Raw genomic sequence first — 17,888 nt, forward strand, 5'->3', positions numbered from 1 at the left:
GAGCCCGGGCTCCGGGTGACCGGTGACGGGAACGAGCCGGGCCGTGCCCGGAACCGGAGCGGACCCCTCTGGGCCGGGCGCAGGTCCCGTCCGGGCGATCTTCGAGGATCAGCCCGCGGCGTCGGCACTCCCCGGCCGGGGCCCCCATGCATCGCGGACCTGGAGGCACCTCCCGGACGGAGTCCGGGGGAGGGACTTGTGAAACACGCTCCCTAACGCATCAGCACTCCGGCCGCCTCCGCGGTCGTCTCCGACGGCACGGTCACCAGGCCCAGTTCGGCGCTGCTCGCCAGCAGCGGGTGAGCGGGCAGGATCCGGACCGTGTAACCGAAGGGGCCGGTACGGTTCAGGGCGAGCGGTCCCTCGTACAGCCACCGGCCCTCGGTGTCGCGCCCTCCGGAGGGCTTGAGCGCCACCGCCGCCCCGTCCCTGATCCGGTCCTCGCCGTCGACGCGCCCGGCGACGGCCTGCACCTCGACATCGTCGGGGGTCAGTTCGTCCAGCGCGATCCGGACCCGCAGCGACAGCGTCGACCCCAGCTCGGCACTGCCGTTGACCTCGGCGGCCGTACCGGTCTCCACATGGTCGACGGCGACCCGCGGCCAGCAGGACCGGACCCGGGCCTTCCAGTCGGCCAGCTGCCTGGCCCCGGCCGCGTCGAGCGTACGGTGGGCGAGGGCAGCGGGGGCGTACAGCCGCTCCACGTACTCACGGACCATCCGTCCGGCCAGGACCTTGGGGCCCAGCGAGACGAACGTCTGCCGGACCATCTCGATCCAGCGGTCGGGCAGGCCGCCGCGGCCGCGGTCGTAGAAGCACGGCGCGACCCGCTCCTCCACGAGCTTGTAGAGAGCGTCGGCCTCCAGATCGTCGCGCCGCTCCTCGGTGGTGGTGGCGGCACCGTCGGCCGTGGGGATCGCCCAGCCGAAGTCGGGCTCGAACCACTCGTCCCACCAGCCGTCCAGCACCGAAAGGTTGAGACCGCCGTTGAGCGCGGACTTCATGCCCGAGGTGCCGCACGCCTCCAGGGGGCGCAGCGGGTTGTTGAGCCAGACGTCGCACCCGGGGTAGAGCTTCCGGGCCATCCCCATGCCGTAGTCGGGCAGGAACACCAGGCGGTGGCGCACGCGGGGGTCGTCGGAGAACTTCACCAGCTCCTGGACGAGCCGCTTGCCGCTGTCGTCGGCGGGGTGTGCCTTGCCCGCGACGACGATCTGGACGGGGCGCTCCGGGTCGAGCAGCAGCCGCATCAGCCGCTCGCGGTCGCGCAGCATGAGGGTGAGCCGCTTGTAGGAGGGGACGCGGCGGGCGAAACCGATGGTGAGCACCTCGGGGTCCAGGACGCCGTCGATCCAGCCGAGTTCGGCGGTCCCGGCGCCTCGTTGCCGCCAGGAGGCGTACAGCCGCTCGCGCACCTCCTCCACCAGCTGTTCGCGCAGGACCCGGCGGAGCTCCCAGATGTCGTCGTCGGGGATGTCGGCAAGGGCGTCCCAGCGGGGTGCGCCGCCGGTGGAGAGGGCGTCCTCGGCCCGTCCGACGCCGATCTGCCGGGCGCCGAGCCGGAAGACCTCCGGGGCGACCCAGGTGGGTGCGTGCACTCCGTTGGTGACGGAGGTGATGGGCACCTCCTCGGGGTCGAAGCCGGGCCACAGTCCGGCGAACATCTCCCGGCTGACCCTGCCGTGCAGGGTGGAGACGCCGTTGGCCCGCTGGGCGAGGCGCAGGCCCATCACGGCCATGTTGAAGAGGTTGGCCTCGCCGCCCGGGTAGGTCTCCATCCCGAGCTGGAGGATGCGTCCGACGTCGACGCCGGGCAGCTCGCCGCCCTCGCCGAAGTGACGGGCGACCAGCTCGCGGTCGAAGCGGTCGATTCCGGCCGGAACGGGCGTATGGGTGGTGAACACGGTACCGGCGCGGACGGCCTCCAGCGCGGCGTCGAAGCCCAGGCCCTGCTCGCCCAGCTCGCGGATGCGCTCCAGGCCGAGGAAGCCCGCGTGGCCTTCGTTGGTGTGGAAGACCTCGGGCTCGGGGTGGCCGGTGAGCCGGCAGTACGCACGGACGGCGCGGACGCCGCCGATGCCGAGCAGCATCTCCTGGAGGAGCCGGTGCTCGCTGCCGCCGCCGTAGAGCCGGTCGGTGACATCACGCTCGCCGGGCCCGTTCTCCTCCACATCCGAGTCCAGGAGCAGCAGCGGCACCCGGCCGACCCGGGCCTGCCAGATGTACGCGCGCAGGGACCGGCCGCCGGGCAGGTCGAGGGCGACCTGGCTGGGCCGGCCGTCGGCCTCGCGGAGCATGTCGAGCGGGAGCTCGTTGGGGTCGAGGACCGGGTACTGCTCCTGCTGCCAGCCGTCCCGGGAGAGGGACTGCCGGAAGTAGCCGTGCCGGTAGAGCAGTCCGACGCCGATGAGGGGCGCGCCGAGGTCGCTGGCGGCCTTGAGATGGTCCCCGGCGAGGATGCCGAGGCCGCCCGAGTACTGCGGGAGGGCTGCGGTGATACCGAATTCGGGGGAAAAGTAGGCAATGGCGGCGGGCAGCTCGGGGTCGGCGGTCTGGTACCAGCGGGGATTGCCGAGGTAGTCGTCCAGATCGTCGGCCGCGGCGGTGAGCCGGCGGAGGAATCTGCGGTCCTCGGCGAGGTCGGTGAGGCGGGCGGCGGACACGGAGCCGAGCAGCCGCACGGGGTCTCCCCCGGCTGCCTCCCAGCCGTCGGGGTCGACGGCCTGGAACAGCTCGCGGGTTTCGGAATGCCAGGACCAGCGCAGATTGCGCGCCAGTTCGCTGAGCGGTCGTAGGGGTTCCGGAAGGACGGGGCGCACGCTGAATCGACGAATGGCCTTCACAGTTCTCCACCTTCGCAGGGCGCCCGCAAGACCTCTGGGACGCACACCAAAGTGCAAGCAGCCTTCACCCTTCGACGGTAGCCGCGGCCTGCCGCCCGCAGCCACGGCGCACGGCCCGCAACGCTCCCATGCGCCCGAACGGTCGCACTGCTCCGGTTCGGCCGGAAATCACCGCAACCTTTACACGCCCTCCTTGGATGCCGTCGATTCCACTCACGTTCACAGTCTTGTACTGGTCGGTAGTTGACGAGACGCTGACCTGTGTCGAGTTGCGGTCGAGGATGGGAAACACCACATGGCAATGGAGCGACACCGCCGTCTGCGGCTGACGGGCACCGCGACAGCGGTGGCCACGGCAGCCGTATTTTCGGCCATCACCCTGCCCGCACAGGCCGCCCCGGATGAAGGGCGGATATTGGGCGCCGACTCCCCCGGCGCCATCAACAACAGCTACATCGTCACCCTGAAGTCCGGTTCGGGAGCGGATACCCCCATCACGGTGGGCAAGGACCTCGCCCGGAAGTACGGCGCGGAGATACGTCATACATACGGCACGGCCCTCAACGGCTTCGCGATGGAGCTCGGCGAGGCTCAGGCCAAGCTGCTCGCGGCCGATCCGGATGTGGCCTCCGTCACGCAGAACACGAGGGTGAGCATCGACCGGACGCAGACGAGCCCGCCCTCCTGGGGCCTGGACAGGATCGACCAGCCCAGCCTTCCCCTGGACAAGTCCTACAGCTCGCCGGACAGCGCGGGCGCGGGGGTGAAGGCGTACGTCATCGACACCGGTGTGCGCACCTCGCACCAGGACTTCGGAGGCCGGGCGACCAGCGGCTGGGACTTCATCGGCAACGATGCGACCGCCCAGGACGGCCATGGCCACGGCACCCATGTCGCCGCCACCATCGCCGGCGCCTCCCACGGCGTGGCGAAGGAGGCCGGCATCGTCGCCGTCCGGGTACTGGGCGCCGATGGGTCCGGCACGACCGCCCAGGTGATCGCCGGAATCGACTGGGTCACCAAGCACGCCCAGAAGCCCGCCGTGGCCAATATGAGCCTCGGCGGCCCCGCCAACCCCCAGCTGGACGCCGCCGTCCGCAACGCCGTCGCGGCCGGGGTGACGTTCACGGTCGCGGCGGGCAACGACGGCCTTCCCGCCGATCTCGCCTCACCCGCCCGGGTGAGCGAGGCCATCACCGTCGGGGCATCCGACATCAACGACAACAAGGCGTCCTTCTCCAACTGGGGCAGCAGGCTGGATCTGTTCGCCCCGGGTGTGGACATCACCTCGGCGTGGAACACGTCCGACACGGCGTCGAAGACCCTCTCGGGCACCTCGATGGCGGCACCGCACACAGCCGGTGCGGCGGCGCTCTACCTCGGCGACCACCCGGCGGCGACCCCGGGCGCCGTCGCCAAGGGACTGGTGGCCAAGGCGGCCCCCGACAAGATCCAGAGCCCGGGCCTGCTGTCGCCCAACCTGCTGCTGCAGGTGAACAACTGACCGACTGACACCAGGAGACCGAAGGTCCCGGACCGGTCCCGCCGCCCTCGGCGCGGGGCCGGTCCGTCTTTTTACCGTTACGCCCCGGTAGCACACCCGTGGACGGATTGCCCGCCCGTCCCTCGTGGGCAGGCTCCACCGGTAAACGAGATTCGCACCACAGGAACACCCCGGAACAGCCCCGTAGGACGCAGTCGCCCACCTGAGTGAACGCGGACAGGAGCGGCCATGCCCGCAGCCAGCACACCGTCAACGGAGCAGATAGTAAGGACAAAGGCCCATAAACGGGCTGAAACCGCAACACCTCCAGGTGATCCCGTGATCGGACGCATTCCCGTACTGGACATCCGCCCGCTCGTCGACTGCGGGCGCCGCCCGGCCAAGGCGGTCGTCGGCGAGAGTTTCCACGTCACCGCCACCGTCTTCCGTGAAGGCCACGACGCGGTCGCCGCGAACGTGGTCCTCAGGGATCCGGCCGGCCGCGCGGGTCCCTGGACACCCCTGCGTGAACTCACCCCCGGCACCGACCGCTGGGGCGCCGAGGTCACTCCCGATGCCGAGGGCCGCTGGACCTACACCGTCGAGGCCTGGAGCGATCCCGTCGCGACCTGGCGGCACCACGCACAGATCAAGATCCCCGCCGGGATCGACACCGGCCTCGTCCTCGCCGAAGGGGCCGCGCTGCACGAGGAGGCGGCCGCCGGGGTGCCCAAGAGCGAGGGCCGCGAGTCCGTGCTGCTCGCCGTGGACGCGCTGCGGGACGAGAGCAGACCGGCCGCGGCGCGCCTCGCCGCCGCCCTCGCCCCCGATGTCGTCGCCACCCTGGACCGGCATCCGGTGCGCGAGCTGGTCACGGCCTCCCGTCCGCTCCCCCTCCAGGTCGAGCGCCGGCGCGCACTGTACGGGTCGTGGTACGAACTCTTCCCGCGCTCCGAGGGCGCTGTGGTGAAGGAGGGGCGCCCGCCCGTCAGCGGCACGTTCCGTACGGCCGCCGAACGGCTGCCCGCCGTCGCCGCCATGGGCTTCGACGTCGTCTATCTCCCCCCGGTCCACCCGATCGGCACCGCCTACCGCAAGGGCCCCAACAACAGCCTCTCGGCGGGGCGGTACGACGTCGGCTCCCCCTGGGCCATCGGCTCCCCCGACGGCGGCCATGACGCCCTCCACCCCGACCTCGGCACCCTGGAGGACTTCGACCTCTTTGTGAAGAAGGCGGCCGACCTGCGGATGGAGGTGGCCCTCGACTTCGCGCTCCAGTGCTCGCCGGACCACCCGTGGGTGCGGAAACACCCCGAATGGTTCCACCACCGGGCCGACGGCACCATCGCGTACGCCGAGAACCCCCCGAAGAAGTACCAGGACATCTACCCCGTCGCCTTCGACACCGATATGGGCGGGATCGTCGCCGAGACCCTGCGGGTCCTGCGGTTCTGGATGGGCCACGGCGTACGGATCTTCCGGGTCGACAATCCGCACACCAAACCGGTGGTCTTCTGGGAGAAGGTCATCGGCGAGATCAACCGCACCGACCCGGACGTCATCTTCCTCGCCGAGGCCTTCACCCGCCCCGCGATGATGCACACGCTCGCCGCCATCGGCTTCCAGCAGTCGTACACGTACTTCACCTGGCGCAACGGCAAACAGGAGCTGACCGAGTACCTCACCGAGCTGTCCGGCGAAGCGGCCTCGTACATGCGACCGAATTTCTTCGTGAACACCCCCGATATCCTGCATGCCTATCTCCAGGACGGCGGGCGGCCCGCGTTCGAGGTCCGCGCCGTCCTCGCCGCCACCCTCTCCCCCACCTGGGGGGTCTACGCCGGGTACGAGCTGTGCGAGAACAGGCCGGTGCGCGCGGGCAGCGAGGAGTACCTCGACTCCGAGAAGTACCAGCTGCGCCCGCGCGACTGGGAGGGAGCCGAGCGCGAGAACCGTACGATCGCCCCGCTCATCACCGCGCTCAACCGGATCCGGCGCCGCCATCCGGCGCTCCAGCAGCTGCGCTCTCTGCACTTCCACGCGGTCGACAACGACGCGGTGATCGCCTACTCCAAGCGCGCGGGGAACGACTGCGTGCTCACCGTCGTCAACCTCGACCCCCACCACACCCAGGAGGCGACGGTCTCGTTGGACATGCCGGAACTCGGCCTCGACTGGCACGAGTCCGTCCCGGTGCGCGACGAGCTCACCGGTGAGACCTACCACTGGGGCAGGGCCGACTACGTGCGCCTCGAGCCGGGCACCACGCCCGCGCACGTACTGACCCTGCGACCGTCCTCACCGATCGGAGGGTCACCCACAACATGATCGTCAACGAGCCCGTCCAGGACACCTTCGAGGACACTCCGGCCAAGGACCGCGATCCCGACTGGTTCAAACGCGCCGTCTTCTACGAAGTCCTGGTGCGCTCCTTCCAGGACAGCAACGGCGACGGCATCGGCGACCTCAAGGGCATCACCGCCAAGCTGGACTATCTGCAATGGCTGGGGGTGGACTGCCTCTGGCTGCCGCCGTTCTTCGAATCGCCGCTGCGCGACGGCGGCTACGACGTGTCCGACTACACCGCCGTCCTCCCCGACTTCGGTGACCTCGCCGACTTCGTGGAATTCGTCGACGCCGCGCACCAGCGCGGTATGCGGGTCATCATCGACTTCGTCATGAACCACACCAGCGACCAGCACGAGTGGTTCCAGCAGTCGAGGGCCGACCCCGAGGGGCCGTACGGCGACTACTACGTCTGGGCCGACGACGACAAGCAGTACCAGGACGCCCGGATCATCTTCGTCGACACCGAGGCGTCCAACTGGACCTTCGACCCGGTGCGCAAGCAGTACTACTGGCACCGCTTCTTCTCCCACCAGCCGGACCTCAACTTCGAGAACCCGGCGGTGCAGGAGGAGATCATCTCGGCGCTGCGCTTCTGGCTGGACCTCGGCATCGACGGCTTCCGGCTGGACGCCGTGCCCTACCTCTACGCCGAGGAGGGCACCAACTGCGAGAACCTTCCCCGCACCCATGAGCTGCTGAAGCGGGTCCGGGCCGAGATCGACGCCCACTATCCGGACACCGTGCTGCTCGCCGAGGCCAACCAGTGGCCGGAGGACGTCGTCGACTACTTCGGCGACTTCGGCAAGGGCGGCGACGAGTGCCATATGGCCTTCCACTTCCCGGTCATGCCACGGATCTTCATGGCCGTACGGCGGGAGTCCCGCTATCCCGTCTCCGAAATCCTCTCCAAGACCCCGGCCATTCCGTCGGGCTGCCAGTGGGGCGTCTTCCTCCGCAACCATGACGAGCTGACCCTCGAAATGGTCACGGACGAAGAGCGCGACTACATGTACGCGGAGTACGCCAAGGACCCACGGATGCGCGCCAACATCGGCATCCGGCGCCGTCTCGCGCCCCTGCTCGACAACGACCGCAACCAGATCGAGCTCTTCACCGCCCTGCTGCTGTCCCTGCCCGGCTCGCCGATCCTCTACTACGGCGACGAGATCGGCATGGGCGACAACATCTGGCTCGGCGACCGGGACGCGGTCCGCACCCCGATGCAGTGGACGCCCGACCGCAACGCGGGGTTCTCCTCCTGCGACCCCGGACGGCTGTTCCTGCCGACCATCATGGACCCGGTCTACGGCTACCAGGTCACCAATGTGGAAGCGTCCATGAGCAGCCCGTCGTCGCTGCTGCACTGGACGCGCAGAATGATCGAGATCCGTAAGCAGAACCCGGCGTTCGGCCTCGGATCGTTCACCGAACTGCCGTCCAGCAACCCGGCCGTCCTCGCGTTCCTGCGCGAAGTCCGCCTGCCCGGCGAGGGCGGAGACGACCTGGTGCTCTGCGTCAACAACTTCTCCCGCTTCGCCCAGCCGACCGAGCTGGACCTCCAGGCGTTCAACGGGCGGCACCCCGTCGAGCTGATCGGTGGGGTGCGATTCCCCGCCATCGGCGAACTGCCCTATCTGCTCACCCTTGCGGGACACGGCTTCTACTGGTTCCGGCTGCGCCGGCCGGGAAGCGGCTCCACGACATCCGGCGGAAACACCGGCGAGTGACGGACCGCCCGTGGCGGGGCAGCTCACCCGGTCGGCGATCGATCTCCGCGATCCGGTCCGTATCGGCCCGAATCCGGTTTCCGCCGTCCCGCCAGGGGCACTCTCTCTGAGTACCGCGCAGCGAATAGGCCAATCGCCTTACCTGTATGGACGATCCTCACCCGACACGTCCCGCACCGCCGGACAGCCTCCCCCATTGCTCTCAGCATGGGGGTGCCCCCACGCAATCCGGGGCACTTAGCGCCTCTGTGGTGTACCCGGGGAAAGGACGCGACGCCATGTCGGAAGGCTCGACCCGCGCCAACCCCGCCCGTGCGGCCTCCCCCGCCCCCGCGGGCCCGTCCGTCGGGCCTCCCCGGGCGCTGCTCCCCTCGCTCGTACCGCTGTTGCGCGAATGGCTCCCACGGCAGCGATGGTTCGCGGGAAAGGGCCGGCCGATCACGGGCTTCTCCCTCGTCTCCGCCACCGAGCTGCTGCCCTGCGGGGCGGGCGGCGCCGCGCCGGGGCTGCTCCATCTGCTCGTACGGGCCCAGCAGTCCGGCCCGCAGCGGACGCAGCCCGGACCGGCGGACTGCTATCAGCTGCTCCTCGGCATCCGCTCCGCCCTGCCGCCGCAGCTGGCCCATGCGCTGATCGGCCGGCCCACCGGCGGACCGCTGCACGGCCGTACGGTCTACGAGGCCCTGCAGGACCCGAAGCTGGCCGGGCTGCTGCTGGAACGGCTCCGGGTGCCGGGACGACTCGGCGCGCTCTGCTTCACCCGCGCCCCGTCCACCTCCATCCCCTCGGGGCTCACCCCTCGCACGATCACCGCCGAGCAGTCCAACTCCTCGGTGGTGTACGGCGACGCGTACATCCTCAAGGTGTTCCGGCGCGTGGGCGCGGGCACCAACCCCGATCTGGAGCTGCCGCTCGCGCTCGCACGGGCCGGGTGCGGCCGGGTGCCGCACCCGACGGCCTGGTTCGAGACCTCGCCCGACCTCCCGCCCGAGCCGCCCCCCGGTACGTCCCCCGCCGACGCGTACGCAGTGGGCGGCCGGCCGGGCCCGGAACCGATGACGCTGGGCATCCTGCAGCCCTTCCTTCCCGGTTCGGCCGACGGCTGGCAGCTCGCCCTGAACTCCCTGGCCGTACGGGCCGACTTCACCGGTGCGGCGCGAGCGCTCGGCCGGGCCACGGCCGAGGTGCACACCGCTCTGGCCTCGGCGCTCCCCACCTCCGTCCTGAGGCGGCAGCAGATCGAGCTGCTCGCATCGGGGATGACGGAGCGTCTGGATGCGGCCGCCGCGGCCGTCCCCGCCCTGCGCCCCTACCGCGATCCGCTGCGCGCCGCCTTCGAGGAGTTCGCCGAGCTGGGGCGGCGCGGCCGCACCTGGCCCGCCCAGCGCATACACGGTGATCTGCACCTCGGCCAGACGCTGCGCACCGCCCACGACGGCCGCTGGGCCCTGATCGACTTCGAGGGAGAACCGGCCCGGCCCATCGCCGAGCGCCGCCGTCTCCAGCCGGTGGCCCGCGACATCGCCGGCATGCTCCGGTCCTTCGACTACGCCGCCCGTACACACCATCCCGCGCCGGACACATCCGCCTGGTCACACGCATGGGCGAAGCAGAATCGTGCCGCCTACTGCGACGGCTACGCCGAGGCGGCAGGGGTCGATCCACGCGACGAGCCCGAGCTGATGCGGGCGTACGAGACGGACAAGGCCGTGTACGAGGTGCTGTACGAGGCTCGGCACCGGCCGGACTGGCTCCCGGTGCCGATGGCGGCGATCCACCGTCTCGCGGGCGTGAGGGACGTGGACCCGGCGCCGGGCGCGCGCCGCGGGCCGGTCGTACGGCCCGCGCCGGAGGACCGGCCGGCCCCGGTGGTCCGGCGCGCCCCGGAAGCCCGTACGTCGCAGGAGGCCCGTACCCCTCAGACGGCGCAGCGCGCACGAGGAAAGCGGCCGGGTCCGGGAGTTCCCCCCGCGCCGCCCGCATGACCCGCACGACTCCGGGTTACTCGTCGCCCAGCGGGGTGGCGGCCCGGACCTCCGTCCGATGCCCAGCTCCCGTGCCGGGGAGCACGGCCCCGCCGCCGCGAGGCGTACCCGCCCGGCTCGCCCCTCCGAGGAGGACCCACTCGTGACCCCCCGTCGCCCCTCGTCCGACCCCCGTCCGTCCGCCGCTCCGCGTCCGTCCGCTGCTCCGCGTCCGCCCGCCGCCCGCCCGTCGGGAGACGAGGAGATCCGGCGCGACGCACCTGACGCTCCGTCAACGCGGCGTGCCGGACGCCGTCAGCGCAAGAGTGCCCCGGACGCCACGCCCCCCGCCGGGGGACGGGAGGCCACCGGGGACCGGCAGGAACAGCGGGGCGCCGGGCCGGCCGCGGCCGGCCCGGGACGAGCCAAGGGGGGGACGGCACGCCCCGAGGCGACCCCCGCGGCGCGGAGCGCCGGACCACGGGAGGCCCCGGCCCCGGGCGCCCGGACAGCCGCGGAGACCGGCACGGTTGCCCGGACCCCGACGGACGCGCGGACCCCGACGGTCGCAGCGGGCGGACCGGGTGCGGCAGGAGGGGCGGAGGACGGCAGGAGCGAGGCGACGGCCCACGCGGGCGTGCGGGACGCGGCGCCGCCGGACCCCGGTGAGCGCCACCGTCTGCTCAGCGGCTCCCACCACGATCCGCACGGTCTGCTCGGCGCCCACCCCGCCCCCGGTGGGGTCCTCTTCCGCACACTGCGTCCCTTCGCCCGCTCCGTCGCCGTCGTCGCGGACGGCCTGCGGGCCGAGCTGATCTCCGAGGCCGACGGTCTCTTCGCGGGCTTTCTGCCGCTGAGCGAGATGCCCGACTACCGGCTCGCGGTGACGTACGGGGAGGGCGACGGTGACACGACGACGCTCCACGACCCGTACCGCTTCCTGCCCGCCCTCGGCGACCTCGATCTGTACCTGATCGGCGAGGGGCGCCATGAGCAGCTCTGGCACGCGCTGGGCGCGCATCCGATGACCCATCAGGGCGTCGCCGGGACCCGCTTCACCGTCTGGGCGCCGAACGCCCGGGGCGTACGCGTGGTCGGTGACTTCAACTGCTGGGACGGCACCGGGTTCCCGATGCGGTCCCTCGGCTCCTCCGGCGTGTGGGAGCTGTTCCTGCCCGGAATCGGCGAGGGCACGCTCTACAAGTTCGAGATCACCCGGCCCGACGGCTCCCGGACCCTCCGCGCGGATCCGATGGCCCGCCGCACCGAGTGCCCGCCGTGCACGGCCTCGGTCGTCACCGCCTCCCACCACAGTTGGGACGACCAGGACTGGATGGAGCACCGTGCCGACCGTCGCGTCGACCAGTCGCCCTTCTCCGTCTACGAGGTCCATCTGCCGTCGTGGCGGCTTGGCCTGACGTATCGTCAACTGGCTGAGCAGCTCCCCGCCTATGTCAAGGAGCTCGGCTTCACGCATGTGGAGCTGATGCCGGTGGCCGAGCACCCCTTCGGCGGCTCGTGGGGGTACCAGGTCACCTCCTACTACGCGCCGACCTCCCGTCTGGGCACCCCCGACGACTTCAAGTACCTCGTCGACGCTCTGCACCGGGCCGGTATCGGGGTGCTCGTCGACTGGGTCCCGGCGCACTTCCCGAAGGACGAATGGGCGCTGGCCCGGTTCGACGGGACTCCGCTGTACGAGCCCGCTGACCCGGCTCGCGCCGAGCACCCGGACTGGGGCACGCTCGAGTTCGACTACGGCCGCCGGGAGGTCCGTAACTTCCTCGTCGCGAACGCCGTCTACTGGTGCGAGGAGTTCCATATCGACGGGCTGCGGGTCGACGCCGTCGCCTCGATGCTCTACCTCGACTACTCGCGCGAGGACGGCCAGTGGTCGCCGAACGAGTACGGCGGCCGCGAGAACCTCGACGCCGTCGCCTTCCTCCAGGAGATGAACGCCACCGTCTACCGGCGCTGCCCCGGTGTGGTCACGATCGCCGAGGAGTCCACGGCCTGGGACGGCGTCACCCGAGCGACCCACCACACGGGACCGGGCGGCTTCGGCGGGCTGGGCTTCGGCCTGAAGTGGAACATGGGCTGGATGCATGACTCGCTCGGTTATATGCAGCACGATCCGGTCCACCGCAAGTACCACCACCATGAGATGACCTTCTCGATGGTGTACGCCTACAGCGAGAACTATGTGCTGCCCATCTCCCACGACGAGGTCGTGCACGGCAAGCGGTCACTGGTGACGAAGATGCCGGGCGACTGGTGGCAGCGGCGCGCCAACCACCGTGCCTACCTGGGCTTCATGTGGGCACACCCGGGCAAGCAACTGCTGTTCATGGGACAGGAGTTCGCCCAGGGCGCGGAGTGGTCGGAGGAGCACGGTCCCGAGTGGTGGCTGATGGACGACACGTACCACTCCGCGGGCGACCACCGCGGCGTACGCGACCTCGTCCGCGACCTCAACCGGGTCTACGCGGGCCAGCCGGCCCTGTGGGAGCGCGACACCGACCCCTCCGGCTTCGCCTGGGTCGAGGGGGACGCGGCGGAGGACAACGTCTTCGCCTTCCTCCGCCACGACGCCTTCGGCAACCCGCTGCTGTGCGTCAGCAATTTCTCCCCGGTGGTCCGCCACGACTACCGCATCGGCGTGCCGGACCACGACGCGGGATGGCAGGAGATCCTCAACACGGACGCGGCGCGGTACGGGGGCAGCGGGGTCACCCACCCCGATGTGCTGAAGGCGGAGGCGACGCCGTGGCAGGGTCGCGCGAGGAGCGTCGTCGCGGTGCTTCCGCCCCTGGCGACCGTCTGGTTCCGCCCGGCGTGACGGGGCGGGGGCGCCCACGGTTGTCGAGGTGAACCCCGCGCTTCCCGGGGTGAGCCCGCGGTCCTCGGGTGAAGAGGACCGCGGGCTCCGTGCTGTTGCCACCAACTGCCGTTGTGACCTGTGCGGTGGTGACCGCTACCGCGGTGACGTGCTGTCCGGGGCCGGTCGTTCCGGCGTCCGTGGGCTCGGTCAGCGGTACGCCGTCAGCCGGTCACAGCCCTCTCCAGCCCCTTCGGCAGCTGCCCGGTGTGCACGATCCCCAGCGTCTGGGTCGCCCGCGTCAGGGCCACGTACAGGTCGCTGGTGCCGAACCGCGACGGCTCGACGACGAGGACCGTGTCGAACTCCAGCCCCTTCGCCTGACGGGGTTCGATGAGGACCACCGGCCGGGTGAGGTCCGGCTCGGCCCCCGCCGTGACGCCGGGGAGCCACGCCGCCAGTTCGGTGTGCAGCTCACCCGGGGCGATCACCGCGAGGCGGCCCTCGGCCGGAACGGCGTCCGCGACCTTCTCGGCCACCGTGGGCGCGAGGCCGTCCCGGGCGGTCTCGCGTACCCAGGGCCCCGTACCGGTCGACCGCACCGAGCTGGGCGGTTCGAAGTCCGGGTGCTCGGTCCTGAGCACGGCGGCCGCGACGTCCATGATCTCCGAGGGCGTGCGGTAGTTGACCGCCAGCCGGATGTGCTCCCAGCGGTCGTCGACGTACGGCCGGAGGATCCTGTCCCACGACCCGGCACCGGACTCCTCCGCGGTCTGCGCCGGGTCGCCGACGAGGGTCAGCGAGCGGGTGGGACAGCGCCGCATCAGCAGCCGCCACGCCATCGGCGACAGCTCCTGTGCCTCGTCCACGATGATGTGGCCGAACGCCCATGTGCGGTCGGCCGCGGCCCGCTCGGCGGCGCTGCGGTGGTCGGCCTCCTCGTGGCGTTCGGCCATCCGCTGGGCGTCGATGATGTCGTGGGCGCCCAGCACCTCGGAGTCCTCGTCGTCCCGGTCCTCGAACTCGTAGGTCCGGGAGGCGTACGAGACCTCCAGGACGCCCTGGGCGTAGGCGATCTGCTCGCGGCGCTCCCGCTCTGCGGCGGCGCGGGCGGCCCGGTCGTCGTCGCCGAGGAGTTCCGCGGCCTCGTCCAGCAGCGGGATGTCGGCCTCGGTCCACGCCCCCCGTGTCGTACGGCAGATGACGGCCGCGTCCTCGGCGGGCAGATGGGTGGGGTCCGCGAGGAAGTCGGCGACCAGACGCTGGGGCGTGAGACGCGGCCACAGCTGCTCGACGGCGGCGTGCACGTCCGGGTTGGCGTCGAGCTCCTCCCGTAGCAGGGCGATGTCGCTCGCGTCGAGAAGGCTCGTGCCGTCGTAGGGGTCCGTGCCGATGCGCTCGGCGAGCATGTCGGTCAGCTCGTTGAGGACGTAGCCCTCGAAGTACTCGCGGGCCGCGTTGTGCGGGAGCCGGGTCTCCCGGGCGCGGTCGCGGCAGACCCGCACCAGGTCGGCGTCGAGCAGCAGCGCCTCCCGGTCGTGGATGACCGCGAGCACCGGGTCGGGCAGCGCCTGCCGGTCGCGTACGACGGCGGCGAGGACGTCCGCCATGTCCGCCCGGCCCTTGACGGCCGCGGCGTGTGGGGTGTCGGTGGCGGTGACGCGTACGCCCGGGTACAGCTCGCCGGGGGTCGCCAACAGCACCCCCGTCTCACCGAGCGAGGGCAGCACGTCGCCGATGTAGCGGAGGAACGACGGGTTGGGCCCGACGATGAGCACGGCCCGCCTGGCCAGCAGCTCCCGGTGCTCGTACAACAGATACGCCGCCCGGTGCAGCGCCACCGCGGTCTTGCCGGTGCCGGGGCCGCCCTCGACGACGAGGACTCCGCGGTGCGGTGCGCGGATGATGCGGTCCTGCTCCGCCTGGATGGTCCGCACGATGTCGCTCATCCGGCCGGTGCGCGCCGAGTTCAGCGCGGCGAGCAGGACGGCGTCGCCGGACGGGTCCTCGTGGCCGGTGCGGGTGGGGTCGCCGAGATCCAGGATCTCGTCGTGCAGGGCGGTCACGGTGCGGCCCTCGGTGGTGATGTGCCGACGGCGGCGCAGTCCCATGGGGGTGTGGCCGGTGGCGAGATAGAAGGGGCGGGCGACCGGGGCGCGCCAGTCGATGAGGACCGGGGTGTGATCGGCGTCGTCCTCACGGATTCCGATACGGCCGATGTGGTACGTGGTGCCGACGCCACCGCCCGCCACGGAATCCGCCGCGAGATCGATGCGCCCGAAGCACAGGGAGCCCTCCACGGCGTTCAATGCGGCCAGCAGCCCGGACCGCTCGGCGACCAGGACCTCGCGTTCGACCCGCGCCTGGCGCCCGTTGCCCACGGGCTCCAGCGCGCCGGCGACGGAGGCCTCGACACCACCGCGCAGGACATCGACGCGCCGGTGGAGACGGTCGATGAATTCCTGCTCATGACGCAATTCCTCGTCAGGAGATTCCGTATTTGACAATTCCACTCCCACCCGGATATGCTGTGTCCAGTTACTTCTCCGCGACACATTCATCAAAAGTCGCGAAAGATTCAATATACGCAAAGAAATCCCCCGGCTGTCAATTCGCCGGGGGATTTCTTTTGGGCGGACGGGGCTCCGTGCCGAGGCGGGAGCCTTGCGGGAGCGGAGGCGGGGCCCCGCGGGGGCGGAGGTGGGGCCCTGCGGGGGCGGACACGTGTCCTGCTCCGCCCGGGAGGTCAGCGACCGCAGGCGAAGAAGCCGCCGGAGTCCTCGGCCACGAGGAAACAGCCCCCGCACCGGGCGGCTACACCTTCACCGATTCCTTCGTGCCGCCGTCACGCTGGTCCGGCACCCCGGCGGCCGCGGCGGAGGCGTCGTCCTGGAGCGTCCGCTCGTCGAACGGCCGCTTCCCGGACAGCACCTCGGCCATCCGCTCCTTGTCGATCTCCTTGGTCCAGGTCCCCACCAGTACGGTCGCCACCGCGTTGCCCGCGAAGTTGGTCAGCGCCCGCGCCTCGCTCATGAAGCGGTCGATACCGACGATCAGCCCGACACCGTCCAGCAGCTCCGGCCGGTGCGACTGCAGTCCGCCCGCCAGAGTGGCCAGCCCCGCGCCCGTGACGCCCGCGGCACCCTTGGAAGCGATGATCATGAAGATGAGCAGCGAGATCTGCTGGCCGAGCGAGAGCGGGTCGCCCATCGCCTCGGCGACGAACAGCGAGGCCATGGTCAGGTAGATGGCGGTGCCGTCGAGGTTGAAGGAGTAGCCGGTCGGCACGGTGATGCCGACGACCGGCTTGCTGACCCCCAGGTGCTCCATCTTCGCGATGAGCCGCGGCAGCGCCGACTCCGACGAGGAGGTGGACAGGATCAGCAGGAACTCCCGCGCCAGGTACTTGAGCAGCGTGAAAAGGCCGATCCCGGCGACCAGCCGCAGCAGCGTGCCCAGCACGACCACCACGAACAGCAGGCAGGTGACATAGAAGCCGATCATGATGATGGCAAGGGACTTCAGCGCGTCGAGACCCGTCTCCCCGACCACCGCGGCGATCGCCCCGAAGGCACCGACCGGAGCCGCCCACATGATCATGGCCAGGACCCGGAAGACCAGCCGCTGGAGGTGTCCGATTCCTCTGAGGACCGGCTCGCCGGCCGGCCCCATGGCCTGGAGCGCGAAGCCGGTGAGCAGGGCGACCAGCAGCGTCTGGAGCACCTCACCACCGGTGAAGGCGGAGACCAGGGTGGTCGGGATGATGCCGAGGAGGAAGTCGGCGGTGGAGTCACTGGCGCCCTCGGCCTGGGCCTCGCCCGCGCTCCGCGCGGCCTCGGTGAGATGGAGCCCGGAGCCCGGCTCGAGGATGTTGCCCACCACCAGGCCGATCGCCAGCGCGACGGTGGACATCACCATGAAATAGCCCAGTGCGAGCCCGCCCACGGCGCCGACCTTGGCGGCCTTCCGCACCGAGCCGACGCCCAGCACGATCGTGCAGAAGATGACCGGCGAGATCATCATCTTGATCAGGTTCACAAAGCCGGTGCCCAGCGGCTTGAGCTCGACAGCCACCCCGGGTGCGGCGAACCCGACCGCGATGCCGAGGAGCACCGCGCCGATCACGGCGACGTAGAGGTAGTGGGTCCGGTCCCGCTTCCGGGCCTGGCCCGGCTGTGCCGGTGTCGGTTCCTGCGGCAAGGTCTGCGCAGCCACGGTGGTCTCCTTGTCCTGGCGCAGTACGTGCGGCTCACGTTCTGGACGGTCGCGCTGAATATCCAACGGCGGTGTGACAGCGGTCGCCCTTGCGTTCATATCGTTCACAGAACGCTCACCCCGAGGAGCGGCTCCCGACGAACGCCGGCCGCCGGCCGCCGGGGCAGACTGGCTGCATACGCATACCCCGCCCCCGCAGCCTGGCAGGCCGGCTCTTCGCGATGCAGGTCGTCCTGGTGGCGCTCGTGGTGACCGGATGCGCGATCTTCTCGTACCTCACGGCCCGGCGCCAGGCCGAGGACGCGGCGCGGCACCGGACGACCGCCGCGGCGCGGGCCGTCGCCGACTCCCCGTCGGTCCGGGAGGCGATCCGCACGGACGATCCCACGGCAACCCTCCAGCCGTACGCGGAGCGGGTCCGCCGGGACACCGGCGTCTGCCAAACATGCGGAGAAATACGACGATTGGGGCCCGGATAACAACGTTGTC

General features: G+C 71.0%; 8 protein-coding genes and 1 pseudogene. 6 read left to right on the forward strand and 3 right to left on the reverse strand.

All coding sequences use genetic code 11. The annotated features are described in order from the left end of the window. Nucleotides 1-212 precede the first annotated feature (212 nt). Complete coding sequence (gene glgP / locus ACTWQE_RS09120; RefSeq protein ID WP_443328330.1) at nt 213-2,843, reverse strand: alpha-glucan family phosphorylase; 2,631 nt, start codon at nt 2,841-2,843, stop codon at nt 213-215. Nucleotides 2,844-3,138: 295 nt separating this feature from the next. Between glgP and ACTWQE_RS09125 the strand changes: the two genes are divergently transcribed. The 5 genes from ACTWQE_RS09125 to glgB all read left to right on the forward strand — a co-directional run bounded on the left by ACTWQE_RS09125 (nt 3,139) and on the right by glgB (nt 13,205). Beyond that, nucleotides 3,139-4,347: a S8 family peptidase gene (locus ACTWQE_RS09125; protein ID WP_443328331.1), complete on the forward strand. Its 1,209-nt coding sequence runs from the start codon at nt 3,139-3,141 to the stop codon at nt 4,345-4,347. Nucleotides 4,348-4,665: 318 nt separating this feature from the next. After that, complete coding sequence (locus ACTWQE_RS09130; RefSeq protein WP_443328332.1) at nt 4,666-6,654, forward strand: alpha-1,4-glucan--maltose-1-phosphate maltosyltransferase; 1,989 nt, start codon at nt 4,666-4,668, stop codon at nt 6,652-6,654. Beyond that, a complete protein-coding gene (treS, locus tag ACTWQE_RS09135) occupies nt 6,651-8,402 on the forward strand; it encodes a maltose alpha-D-glucosyltransferase (protein ID WP_443328333.1) in 1,752 nt (583 codons plus the stop codon). The genes ACTWQE_RS09130 and treS overlap by 4 nt, the downstream gene beginning before the upstream one ends. Nucleotides 8,403-8,680: 278 nt before the next feature. Then, on the forward strand, nt 8,681-10,387 hold the full coding sequence (locus ACTWQE_RS09140) for a maltokinase N-terminal cap-like domain-containing protein (RefSeq protein ID WP_443328334.1): 1,707 nt from the start codon (nt 8,681-8,683) through the stop codon (nt 10,385-10,387). Nucleotides 10,388-11,003: 616 nt separating this feature from the next. Beyond that, nucleotides 11,004-13,205, forward strand: a complete 2,202-nt coding sequence (gene glgB, locus ACTWQE_RS09145; protein WP_443328335.1) for a 1,4-alpha-glucan branching enzyme — start codon at nt 11,004-11,006, stop codon at nt 13,203-13,205. A gap of 203 nt (nt 13,206-13,408) precedes the next feature. On the opposite strand, the gene ACTWQE_RS09150 is transcribed toward glgB, so the two are convergent. Next, nucleotides 13,409-15,745, reverse strand: a complete 2,337-nt coding sequence (locus tag ACTWQE_RS09150) for a HelD family protein (RefSeq protein WP_443328336.1) — start codon at nt 15,743-15,745, stop codon at nt 13,409-13,411. Between the two features lie 253 nt (nt 15,746-15,998). Next, nucleotides 15,999-17,399 (reverse strand): cation:dicarboxylate symporter family transporter, encoded by a 1,401-nt coding sequence (locus ACTWQE_RS09155; protein WP_443328337.1) that lies wholly within the window; start codon nt 17,397-17,399, stop codon nt 15,999-16,001. Between the two features lie 176 nt (nt 17,400-17,575). Here ACTWQE_RS09155 and ACTWQE_RS09160 point away from each other — a divergent pair. Next, nucleotides 17,576-17,836, forward strand: a pseudogene (locus ACTWQE_RS09160) (histidine kinase); the annotation flags it as partial. Nucleotides 17,837-17,888: the final 52 nt, after the last annotated feature.

The sequence above is a fragment of the Streptomyces sp. 8N706 genome (assembly GCF_052245415.1).
Classification (GTDB): Bacteria; Actinomycetota; Actinomycetes; order Streptomycetales; family Streptomycetaceae; genus Streptomyces.

Coding starts and splice junctions, on each gene's coding strand:
- ACTWQE_RS09125 (WP_443328331.1), top strand. CDS start 3,139: ATGGCAATGGAGCGACACCGCCGTCTGCGGCTGACGGGCACCGCGACA.
- treS (WP_443328333.1), top strand. CDS start 6,651: ATGATCGTCAACGAGCCCGTCCAGGACACCTTCGAGGACACTCCGGCC.
- ACTWQE_RS09140 (WP_443328334.1), top strand. CDS start 8,681: ATGTCGGAAGGCTCGACCCGCGCCAACCCCGCCCGTGCGGCCTCCCCC.
- ACTWQE_RS09150 (WP_443328336.1), bottom strand. CDS start 15,745: ATGAATGTGTCGCGGAGAAGTAACTGGACACAGCATATCCGGGTGGGA.